The organism is Streptomyces sp. NPDC089799, assembly GCF_040684755.1.
Taxonomy (GTDB): domain Bacteria; phylum Actinomycetota; class Actinomycetes; order Streptomycetales; family Streptomycetaceae; genus Streptomyces.
Map to the genome: position 1 here is coordinate 39776 of NZ_JBFBGR010000041.1, position 17265 is coordinate 57040.

The window sequence follows — 17265 nt, forward strand, 5'->3', positions numbered from 1 at the left end:
GGAGTTCGTACGGACGCACGTCAGGGTGATCATCGGCCTGGTTCCGCCCCGCAGGGGTGGTGGTGGCGTTGTAGGTGCTGCCGGACCCAACAGCCCCAGGAGCACCACGTGACACCCACGACGCCATCGATCGCCGCGCCCGACAGCCCCCTTCGCCGGACCCTCGGTGAACGGCGCATCGGGCTGGTGGCCTGGCGGCTGCTCGTGCTCCAGGCCGCACACCCCGCCGTCGCGGCCGGCATGAGCCGTTACTCCACCTACCGGGGCCACCCCTGGCGGCGCATCGAGCACACCATGGACAGCGGCCGCCGACTGTTCTTCTCCACCCCGGAGGACCGGCAGCGCGAGATCGCCCGACTGGAGCGCACCCACCGCCGGATCCGCGGCACCGACGACGCCGGGCGCCCGTACTCCGCCGAGGACCCGGAGGTCCGCGCCTGGGTGATGGTGACCCTGTACGAGGCCATGACGGCCATGGGCGAGCTGTCCGGGGATCCCCTGAAGCCGGCCGCACGGGACGCGCTGTACACCGAGTTCAAAGCGGTCTGCGACGCCCTCGGCATCCCCGAGGAGGCCCTCCCCGCCACCGCCGCCGACGTGCCGGCGTACGTCGACCGGACCGTCCGCGAGGTCCTCGAATGCGGTGAGGTGGCCCGGCACCTGCTCTTCGACATGCTCCGCGAGGCCCCGGCGCCGCGGCGGCTCGGCCGGCTCCGGCCCGCCTGGCCGCTGCTGCGCGTGATCGTCGCAGCCGTGCTCACCAACCTCACCGTCGCCGACCTTCCCCCCGCCTGGCACGGGCGGTTCGGCATGCCCCGCACCCGTACCGCCGCCGCCCTGTCGTGGACGCTGCACCGCGGCGCGCGGCAGATCATGACCCGGCTGCCGGACCACCTGCGCTACCGCAGCCACGGCGCGGAGGACGGCCGTACCGCCGGCCGCCCGTCCGCGGCGGCCCGTCTGCCGAAGCCCCGTACGGCCGACTCCCGTCCGGAGCGGCTGGCGGCGTTCTTCCGGCAGGTGCTGGACCAGACCGGCGACGGCCGCGTCGACTCCGCCGACCTCCAGGCCATGGTGCACAACGTGTGCTGGCAGCTGGAGCTGCCCGTCGAGCGCGAGGACCGCCTCTACGCCGCCTTCGAGACCTGGTGGAAGCAGCTGTGCGCGGCCATGGACGCGGACGGCGACGGCTCGGTGGAGTGCACCGAGTTCGTGTCCGCGATGCTCGCCGGCATCGACGGGGACCCGGGCTACCTGGAACGGGGCCTGGCACCGGCGATGCGCGCGCTGTTCCGGGCCGCCGACACCGATGCGAGCGGCCATCTGTGCGCGGACGAGTACCGCACCCTGTTCGGCGGTTCCCGCGTCCACCCGGCCGAGCTCAACGACGGCTTCCGGCAGCTGGACCGCGACGGCGACGGGCGGATCAGCGAGGAGGAGTTCACGGCCGCGTTCACCGACTACTTCACCGCCCGGACGGACACGGTCGCCGGCGCGGCACTGCTGGGCCGCCCCTGAGCCGGCCCGAAGCCGCCCCACCCCGAAGCCGCCCCACCCCGGGGGCGCACGCGCCGGGGCGTCACCGGACCGCCCGGTGCCGGGCACACGCATCCCCGCCCGCCCGGCACCGGGTCCCGTGCCACGGGTCTCCGGTCCGGCCCGCCCGGCGCAGGCCGGATAGGCTGCCGCCGGGCCCGGCACGGCCCACGGCACAGGCGCGGGGGGACGACGGCGATGGCACTGCGGGACGGCGATCCGCGCTCGATCGGCGGGTACGTCCTGATCGACCGGCTGGGTTCGGGCGGTATGGGGACGGTCTACTCGGCCCGGTCGGCCTCCGGCCGGATGGTCGCCGTGAAGCTGGTGCACCAGCAGTTCGCGGACGACTCCGAGTTCCGCACCCGGTTCCGGCAGGAGGTCGCCGCGGCCCGCCGGGTCAGCGGCGCCTTCACCGCGCCCGTACTGGACGCCGACCCGGACGCCGAGCGCCCCTGGATGGCGACCCTGCTGGTGCCCGGCAGCACCCTGCGCGCCCGGGTGCGGGAGGGCGGCCCGCTGTCCGGCGGGGAACTGCGGATGCTGGCGGTGGGGCTGGTGGAGGCGCTGCGGGAGCTGCACACCACGGGGGTGGTGCACCGCGACCTCAAGCCGGACAACGTCATGCTGACCGAGGACGGGCCCCGGGTCATCGACTTCGGCATCTCGCGGGCCGCCGGACACCAGACGCTCACCGCGACCGGGCAGATCCTCGGCACCCCGCCGTACATGTCCCCCGAGCAGCTGTCGGCGCCGGGCCGGGTGACCCCCGCCTCGGACGTGTTCTCCCTCGGGTCGGTGCTGGTGTTCGCGACGACCGGCCGCGGTCCCTTCGACGACCACTCCCACTACATGACCGCCTACCGGGTGGTGTCGGACCCGCCGGAGCTGGGGCCGCTGTCCGGGTCCCTGCGCCGGGCCGTGGAGTGGTGTCTGGCCAAGGACCCCGCGGACCGGCCGCGTCCGGACGAGCTCCTGGCGGCGTTCACCGCCGCCGGCCCGGCGGAGTGGGAACTGCCCGCGGACGGCCTCCCGGAAGGGGACGGGCCCGCCTCCGCCCCCGGCCCCGGGTCGGCATCCGGCCCCGGGTCGGCATCCGGGACCGGGTCGGCGTCCGGGACCGGGTCGGCGTCCGGTGCCGGCGTCGAGACCCACCCCAGCGGCCCGCCGACGGCCCCGACCGACCCGGTCGCCCCGGCCGAGCCGACCGCGCCGGGCGCCCTGGTCCCCTCCGCTCCCCGCGCCCCGCGCGAACCGGGTGGTGCGCACGACCCGGCCGACCCGACCGCCCCGGCCGCGCGCCCCCGCCGCCGTTCCCGCCGGCGCACGGTCCTGGCGGGTGCCACCGCCGCGGCCCTGCTCGCGGGGGCCGGGCTCTACTTCGGTCTGGGCGTGCCGTTCACCGCCGAGGGCCATGCCGAGGGCAACCCGGGCCGGGCCTCCACCGCCACGCCGGGGAAGACCGGCGGCGCCGCCGCCGCAGCCGCGCTCCCCGCCTACGTCGCGACGGACGGCGGCAGCCCGGCCGGCACCCGCGCCTACGCGGACTCCCGGGACCGCCGCCCGGCCGGCTGGCGGCCCTGGAACGGCGCCCAGGGGCTGGGCCGGTGCGTGTACGCCGCCTCGTCCCTGCTGTGCACCTCGCAGGCCACCGGCGGCGCCGGCACCCTCACCCGGCTCGACGCGGCGACCGGCGGGGTCAGGTGGTCGGTCCGGGCCGATGTACTGATGGCCGAGAGCCCCGCCGTGGTCAGGGACACCGTGGTGGTGGCCGGCCGCGGGGGTTTCCAGGGCTTCGCCCTGTCCGACGGGAAGAGCCGCTGGCCCAGGCCCCTCTCGGCGGCCGCCGCGGCCGGCTCGGTGCTGCGCGGGCTCGTCGCGGACGGCGACCGCGCCTACGCCGTCGGCCAGAACGGGACCCCGGTGGCGCTGGACGTGGCGGCCGGCCGCGTACGGGCGCTGGCCGGTGCCCCCGAGGTGTCCCAGAACGGATACCCCGCGGTGCGGGTGCTCGGCGGGCGGGTCTTCCTCGAAGGCCAGGCCCTGGCCGACGACACGGGCTTCTACAGCTCCGTCAGGTCGGTGGACGCCGGGGGCGGCCCGGGAGCCGGCCGCGCCGACCTGCCCGGCCCGTGCGCGCCCGGCGGTCCGGCGGTGACCTCGCCGTCCGGCGGCACGCGGCGGACCGTGCTCCTGTGCCACAAGGAGACCGGGCCGGGCGTGCTGCGCGTGGACGCGGAGGAGAACGCGGCGGTGGACATCCCGTTCGGCAGCCACGCCCTCTCCGGACTCGCCGCAGCCGCGGGGAAGGTGTACTTCATGGCCGCCTCGATCAGCGGGGAGCCGGCCTTCATGGAGCTCAACCAGGACTCCGGCGGCAGCCTGTGGCGGGTGCCGCTGCCGGAGGCGTGTGCCGCGCCGGACCGGCCCGAGCAGGCGAACGCGCTGGTGGTGACGGACGGCCTCGCGTACGTGCGGTGCGGGGCGGAGGGGCGCGTCATCGACCTGGCGGCGCACAAGGCCGTCAAGCGCTTCGGCGTCCCCGCGCAGGCGTGGTCCGACGGCCCGGCGGAGTTCCTGGTGGCCGGCGGAGCGGTCTTCGCCCCGTCGGGCACGGGCTGGGCCTCGGTGGAGCCGCGGCCGCTCTAGCCGCAGCCGGCCGGACTCCACGGGGACACTCGGCCCCGCCCCGGGCGAAACCTCCTCGCGCTCCTACACCCCTACACCCCTACAACCCCTCCGCCCCTACGCCCCCGCGCCGCCCGGTCCCGCCCAGAGCCCGTCCTCGGTCAGTCCCAGCAGCGAGATCGCGTTGCCCCGCACGATGCGCTGCACGTCCTCCGCCGGGAGGTGCCCCATCTGGGCCTCGCCGACCTCGCGGGACTTGGGCCAGGTGGAGTCCGAGTGCGGGTAGTCCGTCTCGTAGAGGACGTTGCCCACGCCGATCGCGTCCAGGTTCCGCAGGCCGAAGGCGTCGTCGAAGAAGCAGCCGAAGACGTGCTCGGCGAACAGCTCCGACGGCGGGCGCGTGACCTTGTCGGCCACCCCGCCCCAGGCCCGGTTCTCCTCCCACACCACGTCGGCCCGCTCCAGGATGTACGGGATCCAGCCGATCTGGCCCTCCGCGTACATGATCCGCAGGTTCGGGAAGCGTTCGAACTTGCCGCTCATCAGCCAGTCCACCATCGAGAAGCAGCAGTTGGCGAAGGTGATCGTGGAGCCGACCGCCGGCGGGGCGTCGGCGGAGGTCGAGGGCATCCGCGAGGAGGACCCGATGTGCATGGCGATGACGGTGCCGGTCTCGTCGCACGCCCGGAGGAAGGGGTCCCACTCGTCGGTGTGGATCGACGGCAGCCCCAGGTGCGGCGGGATCTCCGAGAAGGCGACCGCGCGGACGCCGCGCGCCGCGTTCCGGCGCACCTCCGCCGCGGCCAGTTCGGCGTCCCAGAGCGGGATCAGGGTCAGCGGGATCAGCCGGCCCTGCGCCTGGGGGCCGCACCACTCGTCCACCATCCAGTCGTTGTACGCCCGTACGCCGAGCAGTCCGAGCTCGCGGTCCTTGGCCTCGGTGAAGGTCTGGCCGCAGAAGCGCGGGAAGGTGGGGAAGCAGAGGGCGGACTGGACGTGGTTGACGTCCATGTCGGCGAGGCGGTCGGGGACGGAGAAGGAGCCCGGGCGCATCTGCTCGTAGGTGATGACCTCCAGCCGGATCTCGTCGCGGTCGTAGCCGACGGCGGTGTCCAGCCGGGTGAGCGGGCGGTGCAGGTCCTCGTAGACCCACCAGTCGCCGATCGGCCCGTCGTCCCCCTTGGCGCCCATCACGGGAGCGAACTTGCCGCCCAGGAAGGTCATTTCCTTCAGGGGGGCGCGCACGATGCGCGGGCCGCTGTCGCGGTATTTGGACGGGAGCCGGTCCCGCCAGACGTGAGGAGGTTCAACCGTGTGGTCGTCCACCGAGATGATCTTCGGGAAGGTCTCCATGTCCTCCACGGTAGCGTTGATCTGACGAACCGTCAGCTAGTTGGGACGTGCTCGGTACACAGCAGGGCCCTGGCGGGCTGCCGCGCTCGCCCCAAACAGGGCAGACTGACCGTTGCACTCCACATCCGCTCGAACACGACCGCCACCGGCCAGGCCCAGGGAGGGGGAGACACATGGAAGGGACGGCAGGCGCCGGAAACACGGCAGGCACGGCAGGCACGGGAAGCGCCCCGGGCACCGCAGGCACCGCGAGCACCGCACGCACCGCAGGCGCCGCGGGCGCCGTAGGCAGGGACAGCGCACCCGGGACCGGAACCGCCTCCACCGGCTCCCGGTTCGCCGTGCTCGGCCCCATCCGCGCCTGGCGCGGGACCGAACCCCTCGCCTCCGGCAGCCCGCAGCAGCGCGCCCTGCTCGCCGCCCTGCTGCTGCGCGACGGCCGTACCGCCACCGCCCCCGAACTCATCGACGCCATCTGGGGCGAGGACCCCCCGCCGCAGGCCCTGGCGACCATCCGGACCTACGCCTCCCGGCTCCGCAAGATCCTCGACCCCGGCCTCCTGGTCAGCGAGTCCGGCGGCTACGCCATCCGCCTGGGCACCCTCGCCGCCCTCGACCTCGGGGTGGCCCGCAGCCTCGCCGGCGACGCCGAGACGGCACGGGCCGGCGGCGACCGGTCCACCGCCCGCACCCTGCTCGGCCGCGCCCTGCAGCTCTGGGACGGCGAACCGCTGGCCGGCGTCCCCGGCCCGTACGCCGAGACCGAACGCACCCGGCTCAGCGAATGGCGCCTGACCCTGCTCGAAAACCGGCTCGACCTGGACCTGGAGACCGGCCAGCACGCCGAGGCCGTCTCCGAGCTCACCGCCCTCACCGCCGCCCACCCGCTGCGCGAACGCCTCCGCGAGCTCCTCATGCTCGCCCTCTACCGCAGCGGACGGCAGGCCGAGGCCCTCGCCGTGTACGCCGACACCCGGCGCCTCCTCGCCGACGAACTCGGCGTGGACCCCGGCCCCGAACTCGCCGCCCTGCAGCAGCGGATCCTGCGCGGTGACGCCGAACTCGCCCGCTCCGCCGAACCCGCCCCGGCCGCCGCGCCCGTCCAGGTCCGGCCCGCCCAGCTGCCCGCCACCGTGTCCGACTTCACCGGCCGGACCGCCTTCGTCGACGAGCTCTCCGAGGTGCTGTCCGGCGCCGGCGCCGAGGGCCAGGTCATGGCCGTCTCGGCGGTCGCCGGCATCGGCGGCGTCGGCAAGACCACCCTCGCCGTGCACGTCGCGCACGCCGCCCGCCCGCACTTCCCCGACGGACAGCTCTACGTCGACCTCCAGGGCACCGACCCCCGCCCGGCCGAACCCGCCGCCGTCCTCGGGTCCTTCCTGCGCGCCCTGGGCACCCCCGACACCGCCATCCCCGACTCGGCCGCCGAACGGGCCGCGCTCTACCGCTCCACCCTCGACGGCCGCCGCGTCCTGGTCCTCCTCGACAACGCCCGCGACGCCGCCCAGGTCCGGCCCCTGCTGCCCGGCACCAACGGCTGCGCCGCCCTCGTCACCAGCCGGGTCCGCATGGCCGGCCTCGCCGGAGCACACCTCGTCGACCTCGACGTGATGTCCCCCGAGGAAGCCCTCCAGCTGTTCACCCGCATCGTCGGCACGGAACGGGTCGGGCACGAACGCCAGGCCGCCCTGGACGTGGTCGGCGCCTGCGGCTTCCTGCCTCTGGCGATCCGCATCGCCGCCTCCCGACTGGCCGCGCGCCGCACCTGGACCGTCTCCGTGCTCGCCGCCAAACTCGCCGACGAACGCCGCCGCCTGGACGAGCTGCAGGCCGGTGACCTCGCCGTGAAGGCCACCTTCGAACTCGGCTACGGCCAGCTCGAACCCGCCCAGCAGCGCGCCTTCCGGCTGCTCGGCCTCGCCGACGGCCCGGACATCTCGCTGCGCGCCGCCGCGGCCGTACTGGACCTGCCCGAGTACGAGGCCGAGGACCTCCTGGAGACCCTGGTCGACTGCTCCCTGCTGGAGTCCGCCGCGCCCGGCCGCTACCGCTTCCACGACCTCGTACGCCTCTACGCGCGTGCCTGCGCCGAACGCGACGAGCAGCCCCCGGCCGAGCGCGACTCCGCCCTCTCCCGGCTCCTCGACTTCTACCTGGCGACCGCCGCCGCCGTGTACGCGCTGGAACGCCCCGGCGACCGCCTCGTCGCCCACCTGGCCCCGACCCGCTACCCCGGGCTGGAGTTCACCGACCGGCACACGGCACTGGACTGGCTGTACGCCGAGGCGAACCCGCTGCTGGCCTGCGTACGGCAGGCGGCCGCGCGGACCGGCGCGGAGGTGGGCGCACTCCGGCGCGCCGCCGACCTGCTGCTGGCCGCCAAGGACCTGCTGGAATCCGGGGCGAACTCCAAGCAGTACGCCTCCGCGGCCGAATCGCTGTGCGAGGCGGCCCGGGCATCCGGCGACCCCTACGCAGAGGGCCGGGCCCGGACCATCCTGACCAATGTGCACCTGGTCGCCGGCCGGTTCACCGAGGCCGACGACGAGGCCCGGCGGGCCGGACTGCTCGCCCGCGGCACCGGCGACGCGCTGTCCAGCTGCTGGGCGGCCAACGACCGCGGCATCATCGCCCTCTACGAGGGCCGGCACGCGGACGGCGAACGGCACCTGCTGGAGGCCATCGACGCCTTCCGGGCCGACGGCAACAAGGTCGGCGAGGCCAGCGCACTGTGCAACCTGTCCCGGATCCACGCGGCACTGGGCCGGCTGTCCAGCGCCATAGAGCTGGCCGGGGAGGGCATCGGCATCTACGACCGGATGGGCCTGACCCTGCGCCTGGCCAACGGCCGCTACGCGCTGGGCATCGTGCTCGTCCAGGCCGGCCGGCCCGTGGAGGCCCTCGACCAGCTGACCGCCGCGCTGGCCCTGTTCCACGACAACCGGCAGCCGCTGTGGGAGGGGATCACCCACTACCGGATCGCCGAGGCCCACCTGGCCGCAGGACGGGCCACCCTGGCCGCCTCGCACGCCGAACAGGCCATCGCCCTGCGGGTGATGGGCGGCGAGTGGCGGCGGGCCTGTGTGGTGATGGTGCTCGGCCGAGCGCTGCACCGGATGGGGCAGCGGGACCGGGCGCGGGCCTGCTGGATGGACGCGGAGATCGTCTTCGAACAGCTCGGCTCGTCCGAACTCTCCGAGGTCAGGGCGCTGCTCGCATCCGAACTGGCGGCGTGAACGGGGGCGTTCATCGTTCGTTTATCGCCGTCCTACATGATGAATGCATCGACTCGCCGCGCCGGGGGGCAAGCGGGTCGAGGTGAAGGCCCGTTCGGCGGTCCGCGGGGGAATCGCCGAACGGGTAAGGCCCAGCCCCGCCCAATCAGGAGTGACGATGACGACGACCGAGAACGTGACGCCGGAGAACGGCGACATCGAGACGCTCGACAACCACGCCACGGGCGTCGAGATCAAGCCGCTGGACGAGCCGGCCACGGGCGCCGGCACGGGAACCGCCCCGGCCGCGGGCACCGGCGCCGTCGCCGCAGACGAGCTCCGCACGCTGGACAACCACGCCACGGGCCCGCGCCCGTAGGACACGGCTGTCCCGCACGGGGCACGGGGGGTACGGGGGAACCACAGGGGGAAAGCCCGGAGGTCAGTCGGGGGACGAGGACCGACCGGGTGGTACGGGGGAACGGCGGCCGCGGTGGCCCGGAGGGGGAGCCACCGCGGCCGCCGCATGCGTGCTGCCCTGCATGCGTGTTTCCGGGCGTGCGTGCTTCCGGGCAGGCGTGTTTCCGGGCAGGCCCGGCATGATCCGAAAGGCACGGCCTAGGCTGGGACCATGTTCGCTCCGAAGGGCCCCAGCCTGCGTGAACTGGCCGTGCAGGCCATGTCGTCCACCGAGCACGGCTATGACCTGCTCGCCCCCAAGTTCGACCTGACCCCCTTCCGCACCCCCGACCGGATGCTCGACGCGGTCGAGGAGACCCTCGCCCGGCACGGGGACGGCTTCGGGGCCGGCCTGGACGTGTGCTGCGGGACGGGCGCCGCGATCCCGATGCTCCGGCGGCTGTGCCGGGACCGGGTCACCGGAGCGGACTTCAGCGCCGGCATGCTCGCCGAGGCCGAACGCGCCCACGGCACGGGCCCGGCCGGCCCCGGCCGCAGCACCGGAGGCGGCCCCGCCGTGGACTTCGTACGGGCCGACGCGCGGGCACTGCCGCACGGGCTCGGGTCCTCGTACGACCTCGCCGTGAGCTTCGGGGCCTTCGGCCACTTCCTCCCGGCCGAGCGGCCCGCGCTCTTCGGCAGCGTGTACGGGGCACTGCGGCCCGGCGGGGTCTTCGCCTTCCCGGTGCCCGCCCCGCTGCCGATGGCCTCGCCGTACTACTGGATGACGGCCGGCTTCGACGCGGTCATGCGGGTCCGGAACGCGGTCTGGCGCCCGAGCTTCGTGATGTACTACCGGACCTTCCCCTTCGGCGGGGTCCGGGAGGACCTGCTCCGGACCGGCTTCACCGTGGAGACCCTCCCGCTGGCCCACTTCGGCCACCGCCCGGACGGGACCCCCCACTGGCGCCTGCTGCTGGCCCGGCGGCCATGGCCGCCGGGCCGGGCGTTCACCAGATCGCCGTGAAGAGGAGCCGGAGCCGGTCCTGCGGGTCCTGGGCGTTCTCGTCCGCGCGGATGCGGCCCAGGTCCTCCTTGGTCAGGGCGCGCCCGGTGATGCGTACGTCGTCCAGCGCGCCGGCGAAGAAGACCTTCTGGTCGGGCTGGGTGCCGACGTAGACGGTGAAGGCGTCGTCCGGCTGGATGTTCATGTCCTCCGGCCGGAGGTCGGCGGTCTGGCTGTAGCCGCCGTCCACGGACAGCTGGAGCTGGCTGCCCAGGCGCTGGAACGCCACGTGGTGCCAGCGGTCGTCGTCGAACCGGCTCATGGTGGACACCTGGACCGGGCGGCCGCCGCTGTTGGTCCGCGCCTCGATCCGGCCGTCGACCGCCTCCACCACCAGCTGCTTGGCGGAGGCGTTCTGCCCGGACGCCCAGATCAGCGGACGACGCCCGGACTGGCCGCTGAACTTCACCCAGGCCGTGACGGCGAAGTCGCCGCCGGCGACCCGCAGCGAGTCCGAGCAGCCGATCCGCAGGAAGTCGGAACTCCCGTTGAGGGACAGCGCCTTGCCGTCGGCGCGCGGTACCAGCTGCGGGTCGCCGTGCACCAGGGCGTGGTTCTTGTTCGGGGTGTTGTCGCTGGTGCGGCGCGGGGTGAGGTCCTCGGACGCACCGCCGAGCGCGGCCGGGGCGAAGGAGGTGAACACCACGGATCCGGTGGAGGCGGTGGTCCCGGTCTCGTAGAGCAGGCCGACGTCCCCGGAGCGGAGCAGGGTCATGTCGGAGTAGCCGGCCCGGTCGCGGGCCACCACCGCGCCCTTGGCGGACCAGGTCTTGCCGCCGTCGGCGGAGGTGCGGACGGCGAGGGTCCAGCGGTCGGAGAACTCGCCGCCCTGCCGGGCCGGCGAGGAGAACAGCAGCGGGCCGCCGTCGGGCAGTTGGAGCAGGGAGCCGGAGACCGGCGGGGCGGGCAGGTTGGACACCGGCTCGAAGCCGCGGTCCGGGAACGAGGGATCGGCGACCTCGTCGATCACCGCGGAGACCCGGTGGTCGTTGGTGCCGCAGGTCTGGAGGCTGCGGGCGTTGATGTAGACGTGGCCGTCCGGCAGCTGGGTGATCGCCGGCTCGCCGGGGGCGGGCTGGCCCTGGGGTGCGTCCCAGCTCGCGCCGAGCTGCCAGGTGAGGCCGCCGTCGTCGCTGTAGTAGAGCATCGCGCCGTGGGCCTCGTCGCGGGTGCGGTAGTCGCCGGTGACGACCATCCGGCCGGGCTTGCCGGACCGGGTGGGCTGCAGCTGGATGCCGTGCCCGGGGCCCACCGAGACCCATGCCCAGTCGTCCCGCTTGAGCTGGTCGAGCTGGGTGAGGGCGGCGGTCCAGGTGGCGCCGTTGTCGGTGCTGTGGGCCATGCGCAGTTCGCGGGGGGCGCGGACCCGGTCGCCCTTGGGTCCTGCGCTCCAGTCGTTGTACGCGTAGATCAGCGTGAGGCGGCCGGATTCGGCGTCGACCATGGGGACGGGGTTCCCGAAGCCGCCGGAGTCGTCGGCGCCCCGGATCACCTGGAGCTTGCCCCAGGTCTTCCCGTTGTCGGTGGACCGCTTCATGACCAGGTCGATGTCACCGATGTCGGAGCAGCTCTTCGTACGGGCCTCGGCGATGGCCAGGAGGTTCCCGTTCCGGGTGCTGGTCAGGGTGGGGATGCGGAAACAGTCGTAGCCCTCGGAGAAGGCCCGGAAGGGAGTGGACACCTCGGGCCGCAGCGGGCCGGACGGCCCCTTCTTCTCCGCACCGTCCGAGCCGCCGCCGTTTCCCAGCAGCGCGACGATGCCCACGATGAGGACGGCGAGGGCGAGGATGCCGCCGAGGACGGGTATTTCCCAGCGGAACCGAACGACTGATCTTTGCCTGGTCACGCGTGCAGGCTAACCGGAACCGGCGCCCGTCCCGCCCGGGGCGCCCCGGGCGGGCCCCGGGCGGGGTCGTTGGTGAGCGCGCGGTGAGCCCGCCGTGACGCAGGGGTGATCCCCGGCCGGGCCGCGAATCCGGCGGCGGCCGGCTACGGGGTCCGGCGGCGGGCCCGCAGTTCGGTCTTGAGGACCTTTCCGCTCGCGTTGCGCGGGAGTTCGGTCACGAACTCCACGGCGCGCGGCACCTTGTAGTTCGCCATCTCCCGCCGGGACCAGGCGATCAGGTCGTCGGAGGTGAGGGTGGAACCGGGGCGGCGGACCGCGTACGCCTTGCCGACCTCGCCGAGCCGCGGGTCGGGGACGCCGACGACCGCGACGTCGGCGACGTCCGGGTGCAGCCCGAGGAGCTGCTCGATCTCCGCCGGATAGGCGTTGAACCCGCCGACGATGAACATGTCCTTGATCCGGTCGGTGATGCGCAGGTTGCCGGCCGCGTCGAGGACGCCGATGTCGCCCGTGCGCAACCAGCCCTCGGGCGTGATGGTGCGGGCGGTCTCCTCGGGGTCCTCGTAGTAGCCGCGCATCACGTTGTGGCCGCGGACCCGCACCTCGCCCGGCTCGCCGGGCGGCAGGGCCCGCCCCCCGGGGCCGGTGACCCGTACCTCGGTGCCGGGGATGGCGCGGCCGGAGGTGGCGGCGACCACCTCGGCCGGGTCGCCCCGCCGGCACATGGTGACGATCCCGCCGGCCTCGGACAGCCCGTACGCCGTGAGCACCGTCGCGATCTTCAGTTCCGCGCGCAGCCGTTCGACGAGCTGCAGCGGGACCACGGCGGCACCGGTGACCACCAGCCGCAGCGCGGACAGGTCGTGCTGGTCGCGGGAGGGGTGGTCCAGGACGGACTGGTGGAGGGTGGGCGGTCCGGGCAGTACGGAGATCCGCTCGGCGGCGACGTTGGCGAGCACGGTGTCCACGTTGAACACCGGCTGCGGGACCATCACGGCGCCGCGCATCAGGCAGGCGATGATCCCCGCCTTGTAGCCGAAGGTGTGGAAGAAGGGGTTCACGATCAGGTAGCGGTCGCCCTCGCGGAGCCCGGCCAGCTCGCTCCACACCTCGTAGCAGCGGAGGGTCTGCGCGTGGGTGATGACCGCGCCCTTGGGGCTGCCGGTGGTGCCGGAGGTGAAGATGATGTCGGAGGGGTCGTCCGGGCGGATCGCGTCGGCGCGGAGGCGGACGGCCGCGCCGGGCACGTCCGCGCCGTCGGCCAGGAAGTCCGTCCAGGTGCGGAAGCCGTCCGGGGCGTCCTCGGCGAAGACCACCGCGTCCCGCAGGTCCGGCAGGCCGGGCAGCGGGCCGGTGCCGGGGCCCTCGGCGGCGGCCCGGCGCAGGGAGGCGACGTAGGAGGTGCCCAGGAAGGTGCCGGTGACGAACAGCAGCCTGGCCCCGCTGCGGCGCAGCACGTATGCGGCCTCGGTGCCCTTGAAGCGGGTGTTGAGCGGGACGAGGACCGCTCCGGCGGTCACCGCGCCGAGCGCGGAGACGATCCAGTCGAGGGAGTTGGGAGCCCAGACCGCGACCCGGTCGCCGGGTTCCACGCCGGCGGCGAGGCAGGCGGCCGCGGCCCGCTCGACGCGTTCGCCGAGTTCCCCGTAGGAGATCCGGTTCCGGCCGTCGACGACGGCCTCCAGGCCGGCGTACCGTTCCGCCGCCGCCCTGACCAGGCCCGGGATGCTGCCCCAGCGCAGATCGCCCCGCTCGTCCTCGGCCATCGCCCACCACCCTCACGGTCGCCAGTAGCTGACTATCCGTCAGATTAGCTGTAGCCTTCGCGGCTGTCAGCACACCGGTGCAGCAGGCTCGAACTCGAACGCGAACCCGGACCCGAACCCGGACGCGAACCCGGACCCGAAGAGGTGGGGCGATGGCCGCAGGACTCAAGGACGCCACGGCGATAGTCGGGATCGGGCAGACCGCCTTCGCGAAACAACTCCCGCAGACCGAGAAGGAACTGGCCTGCCGCGCCATCCTCGCGGCCCTCGCCGACGCCGGGATCGCACCGTCCGAGGTCGACGCCTTCGCCTCCTACACCATGGAGGAGACCGACGAGGTCGAGGTCGCCAAGGCCATCGGGGCCGGGGACGTCACCTTCTTCTCCAAGGTCGGCTACGGCGGCGGCGGCTCCTGCGCCACCGTCGGCCACCTCGCCGCCGCCATCGCCACCGGACAGGCCTCCGTCGGCGTCGCCTGGCGGTCCCGCAAGCGCGGCTCCGGCCCCCGGCCCTGGAAGAACACCGCCGTCCAGCTGCCCACCCCCGGCCAGTGGACCCGCCCCTTCGGACTGCTCCGCCCGGCCGACGAGATCGGCATGCTGGCCCGCCGCTACATGCACGAGTACGGCGCCACCCGCGACCACCTCTTCAACGTCGCCCTGGCCTGCCGCAACCGGGCCAACCAGAACCCGGCCGCGATGATGTACGAACGCCCGCTGACCCGCGACATGTACATGACCGCCCGCTGGATCAGCGAACCCCTCTGCCTCTTCGACAACTGCCTGGAGACCGACGGAGCCCTGGCCTGCGTGATCGTCTCCGCCGAACGCGCCCGCGACTGCCGGCAGAAGCCCGTCTACGTCCACTCCGTCGCCCAGGGCCTGCCCGCCCAGCACCACGGCATGGTCAACTACTGGAACGACGACCCGCTCAGCGGCCCCGCCTGGACCGCCGCCCGCCACCTGTGGAAGCAGGCCGACTTCGGCCCGTCCGACATCGACGTGGCCCAGATCTACGACGCGTTCACCCCGCTCATCCCGCTCTCCCTGGAGGGCTACGGCTTCTGCGGCCGCGGCGAGGGCGCCGCCTTCACCGAGGGCGGCGCCCTGGAGATCGGCGGCCGGCTGCCCATCAACACCGGCGGCGGCGGACTCTCCGAGGCGTACGTCCACGGCTTCAACCTGATCAACGAGGGCGTCAAACAGCTGCGCGGCACCGGCACCGCCCAGGTCCCGGACGCCTCGACCTGCCTGGTGACGGCCGGCGAGGGCGTCCCCACCTCCGCGATCCTCCTCCGGAACTGAAAGGGAACGCCGCCAGATGACCACCACCGCCGAAGGCCCCGGGGGCCTGCTCCTGCCCGTCCCCGACGAGGACGGCGCCCCCTTCTGGGAGTACGCCGCCCGCGGCGAGCTCCGCGTCCAGGCGTGCGCCGACTGCGGGCGGCTCCGCTTCCCGCCCCGGCCCTGCTGCCCGCACTGCCAGTCCTTCTCCTCCCGTTGGGAGCCGATGAGCGGCCGCGGCCGCATCTGGTCCTTCGTCCGCCCCCACCCGCCCCTGCTGCCGGCGTACGCCGCGCAGGCCCCGTACAACGTCGTCCTCGTCGAGCTCGCCGAGGCCCCGCACATCCGGCTGGCGGGCAACCTGGTCTCGGCCCCGGACGCCCCCCTCGACTCGGTGGACCCGGCCCGACTGAAGATCGGCGCGAAGGTGCAGGTCACCTTCACCGAGCAGGACGGGATGACCGTGCCGCGCTGGCTCCTGGCGGCATCATGAGCCTGCCCACCGGCACCCTGACCCTCGACCGGGACAAGGACACCGGCGTCGCCGTCGTCACCCTGGACCGGGTCCGCCGCCACAACGCCATCGACCTGGCGACCGCGGACGCACTCGTCTCGCTCTGGCGGGAGCTGCGCTTCGACGAGGACGTCCGCGCGGTCGTCCTGACCGGCGCCGGCACGGCGGCCTTCTGCACCGGCATCGACCGGAACGCGGACGTGCCGCAGCCCGGCTCCCCCTACTCGGTGGACGACCCGCTCGCGACGATCGGCCCCAAGTCCAACGACCTGTGGAAGCCGGTCGTCGCGGCGGTCAACGGCATGGCCTGCGGCGGCGCCTTCTACCTGCTCGGCGAGGCCGACTTCATCGTCTCCTCCACCACCGCCACCTACTTCGACCCGCACACCACCTACGGCATGGTCAGCGCGTACGAGGCGGTGTACATGGCCCAGCGCATGCCCTTCGGGGAGGCGGCCAGGATGGCCCTGATGGGCACGGCGGAACGGGTCGGCGCGCAGCGCGCGTACGAGATCGGCCTGGTCTCGGAGCTGACCGACCCGGCCGACCTCCTGCCGTCCGTCCTCCGCACCGCGGAAACCCTGGCCGGCTTCCCCACGGAAGCGGTCCAGGGCACCGTACGGGCCCTCTGGTCGGCCAAACAGGCCGCACTGCACCAGGCCCTCGCCCAGGCCCCGGCCCTGATCGCCCTGGGCAACCTGCCCCCGGACCGCCAGGCCGCCCTCTTCACCTCCCGCCGCACGTCCCCGGACTTCCGGGTGCGCTGAGCGGGGGCGGGGCGGGACCGGTGGGCGGGGCGGGCCCGCAGCCCCTCAGCGCTTGCGGGTCTTGGACCCGGAGCCGGAGGAAGACCCGGACGAGGACCCGGACGAGGACCCGGACGAAGACCCCGTCGTCCGCTTCGACGTGGGCTTCGACGGGGGCTTGGGCACGGACACGTGCGTGGACGAGGCAGGCCGGGGACTCCTGCCCGACCCCTCCTCGTCCACGACCCGGCAGGTCCTGACCTCGCCCGCCCTGCCGGACGCGGCCATGGGAATCGTGAAGGTCCGGGTCCCGCGCGCCTCCAGCTCACCGCCCCGGCTTCCGGTCTCGATCTGCGCCCCGGAGGCGTCGTCGAGCCGCACCGTCAGGTCGTAGGCCGCCTTCCGGTCGAGCCGAGAGGTGATCTTCACGGTGGTGACCGGCAGGCCGGTGGTCGGGCAGGTCAGCGAGACGACGAAGTCATCGCCGACGGCCGACGGCGACGGGCTCGCCATCCCCTCGCTCACGGACACCGCACCACTCTTCTTCTTTTTCTTGCTCTTGCTCTTGCTCTTGCTGCCGCACCCACCAACGGTGAACGCGAGCGCCACCGCAACGACTACCGCCGTGCCCCTGACAAAACGACGACCGGCCACAACAAACGGCTCCTCCCCCTGGACCACGGCGGGTGAGGGTACCAGCAGGCACCGACATGCGCCCCCACAGCGCCGGGCGTAGGTTCGGACCAGAGGCGGCGGACCCGCCGCCCCCATCCGGGCCCCAAGAACGACGGCCGCCGTCCGACCCCCTTCCGTGAGCGGTACGACGGCCGTCCCGCGTGCCACCGCCCCGTGGCCGCCATCGGAACGGCGACGGCCCCCGTCCCCTTGCGGGGAGCGGGGGCCGTTCGACCTG

The 17265-nt window shown here is 74.0% G+C and carries 12 protein-coding genes; 8 read left to right on the plus strand and 4 right to left on the minus strand.

The window, feature by feature from the left end; genetic code table 11:
• Nucleotides 1-108 precede the first annotated feature (108 nt).
• Both AB0O36_RS31775 and AB0O36_RS31780 read left to right on the plus strand, forming a co-directional pair.
• Complete coding sequence (locus AB0O36_RS31775) at nt 109-1518, plus strand: oxygenase MpaB family protein (protein WP_365116144.1); 1410 nt, start codon at nt 109-111, stop codon at nt 1516-1518.
• A gap of 216 nt (nt 1519-1734) precedes the next feature.
• Nucleotides 1735-4185 (plus strand): protein kinase, encoded by a 2451-nt coding sequence (locus AB0O36_RS31780; RefSeq protein ID WP_365116146.1) that lies wholly within the window; start codon nt 1735-1737, stop codon nt 4183-4185.
• Between the two features lie 96 nt (nt 4186-4281).
• On the opposite strand, the gene AB0O36_RS31785 is transcribed toward AB0O36_RS31780, so the two are convergent.
• Entirely contained in the window at nt 4282-5517 is a 1236-nt protein-coding gene (locus AB0O36_RS31785; protein WP_365116148.1) for an amidohydrolase family protein, read from the minus strand.
• Between the two features lie 173 nt (nt 5518-5690).
• Here AB0O36_RS31785 and AB0O36_RS31790 point away from each other — a divergent pair, with 173 nt between their 5' ends.
• The 3 genes from AB0O36_RS31790 to AB0O36_RS31800 all read left to right on the plus strand — a co-directional run bounded on the left by AB0O36_RS31790 (nt 5691) and on the right by AB0O36_RS31800 (nt 10158).
• The gene (locus AB0O36_RS31790) at nt 5691-8753 is read left to right on the plus strand and encodes a BTAD domain-containing putative transcriptional regulator (protein ID WP_365116151.1); all 3063 of its coding nucleotides are present in this window, start codon (nt 5691-5693) and stop codon (nt 8751-8753) included.
• Between the two features lie 157 nt (nt 8754-8910).
• Nucleotides 8911-9111 carry a hypothetical protein gene (locus tag AB0O36_RS31795; protein WP_365116153.1) on the plus strand — a complete coding sequence of 67 codons (201 nt, stop codon included), beginning with the start codon at nt 8911-8913 and terminating at the stop codon, nt 9109-9111.
• Between the two features lie 252 nt (nt 9112-9363).
• Nucleotides 9364-10158: a class I SAM-dependent methyltransferase gene (locus AB0O36_RS31800; RefSeq protein ID WP_365116155.1), complete on the plus strand. Its 795-nt coding sequence runs from the start codon at nt 9364-9366 to the stop codon at nt 10156-10158.
• Here the strand turns inward: AB0O36_RS31800 and AB0O36_RS31805 are convergent.
• Both AB0O36_RS31805 and AB0O36_RS31810 read right to left on the minus strand, forming a co-directional pair.
• Nucleotides 10142-12043: a sialidase family protein gene (locus tag AB0O36_RS31805; protein ID WP_365116157.1), complete on the minus strand. Its 1902-nt coding sequence runs from the start codon at nt 12041-12043 to the stop codon at nt 10142-10144. The genes AB0O36_RS31800 and AB0O36_RS31805 overlap by 17 nt on opposite strands.
• Before the next feature lie 143 nt (nt 12044-12186).
• Complete coding sequence (locus AB0O36_RS31810) at nt 12187-13809, minus strand: FadD3 family acyl-CoA ligase (RefSeq protein ID WP_365116159.1); 1623 nt, start codon at nt 13807-13809, stop codon at nt 12187-12189.
• Nucleotides 13810-13961: 152 nt separating this feature from the next.
• Here AB0O36_RS31810 and AB0O36_RS31815 point away from each other — a divergent pair, with 152 nt between their 5' ends.
• Genes AB0O36_RS31815 through AB0O36_RS31825 form a run of 3 tightly spaced genes read left to right on the plus strand, consistent with a single transcriptional unit; the run spans nt 13962 to nt 16373 of the window.
• A complete protein-coding gene (locus tag AB0O36_RS31815) occupies nt 13962-15113 on the plus strand; it encodes a lipid-transfer protein (RefSeq protein ID WP_365116161.1) in 1152 nt (383 codons plus the stop codon).
• Between the two features lie 16 nt (nt 15114-15129).
• Nucleotides 15130-15585 (plus strand): OB-fold domain-containing protein, encoded by a 456-nt coding sequence (locus tag AB0O36_RS31820; protein WP_365116163.1) that lies wholly within the window; start codon nt 15130-15132, stop codon nt 15583-15585.
• Nucleotides 15582-16373: an enoyl-CoA hydratase/isomerase family protein gene (locus AB0O36_RS31825; RefSeq protein WP_365116165.1), complete on the plus strand. Its 792-nt coding sequence runs from the start codon at nt 15582-15584 to the stop codon at nt 16371-16373. The genes AB0O36_RS31820 and AB0O36_RS31825 overlap by 4 nt, the downstream gene beginning before the upstream one ends.
• A gap of 45 nt (nt 16374-16418) precedes the next feature.
• Here AB0O36_RS31825 and AB0O36_RS31830 read toward each other — a convergent pair whose 3' ends face one another.
• Entirely contained in the window at nt 16419-16883 is a 465-nt protein-coding gene (locus AB0O36_RS31830; RefSeq protein ID WP_365116167.1) for a hypothetical protein, read from the minus strand.
• Nucleotides 16884-17265 lie beyond the last annotated feature (382 nt).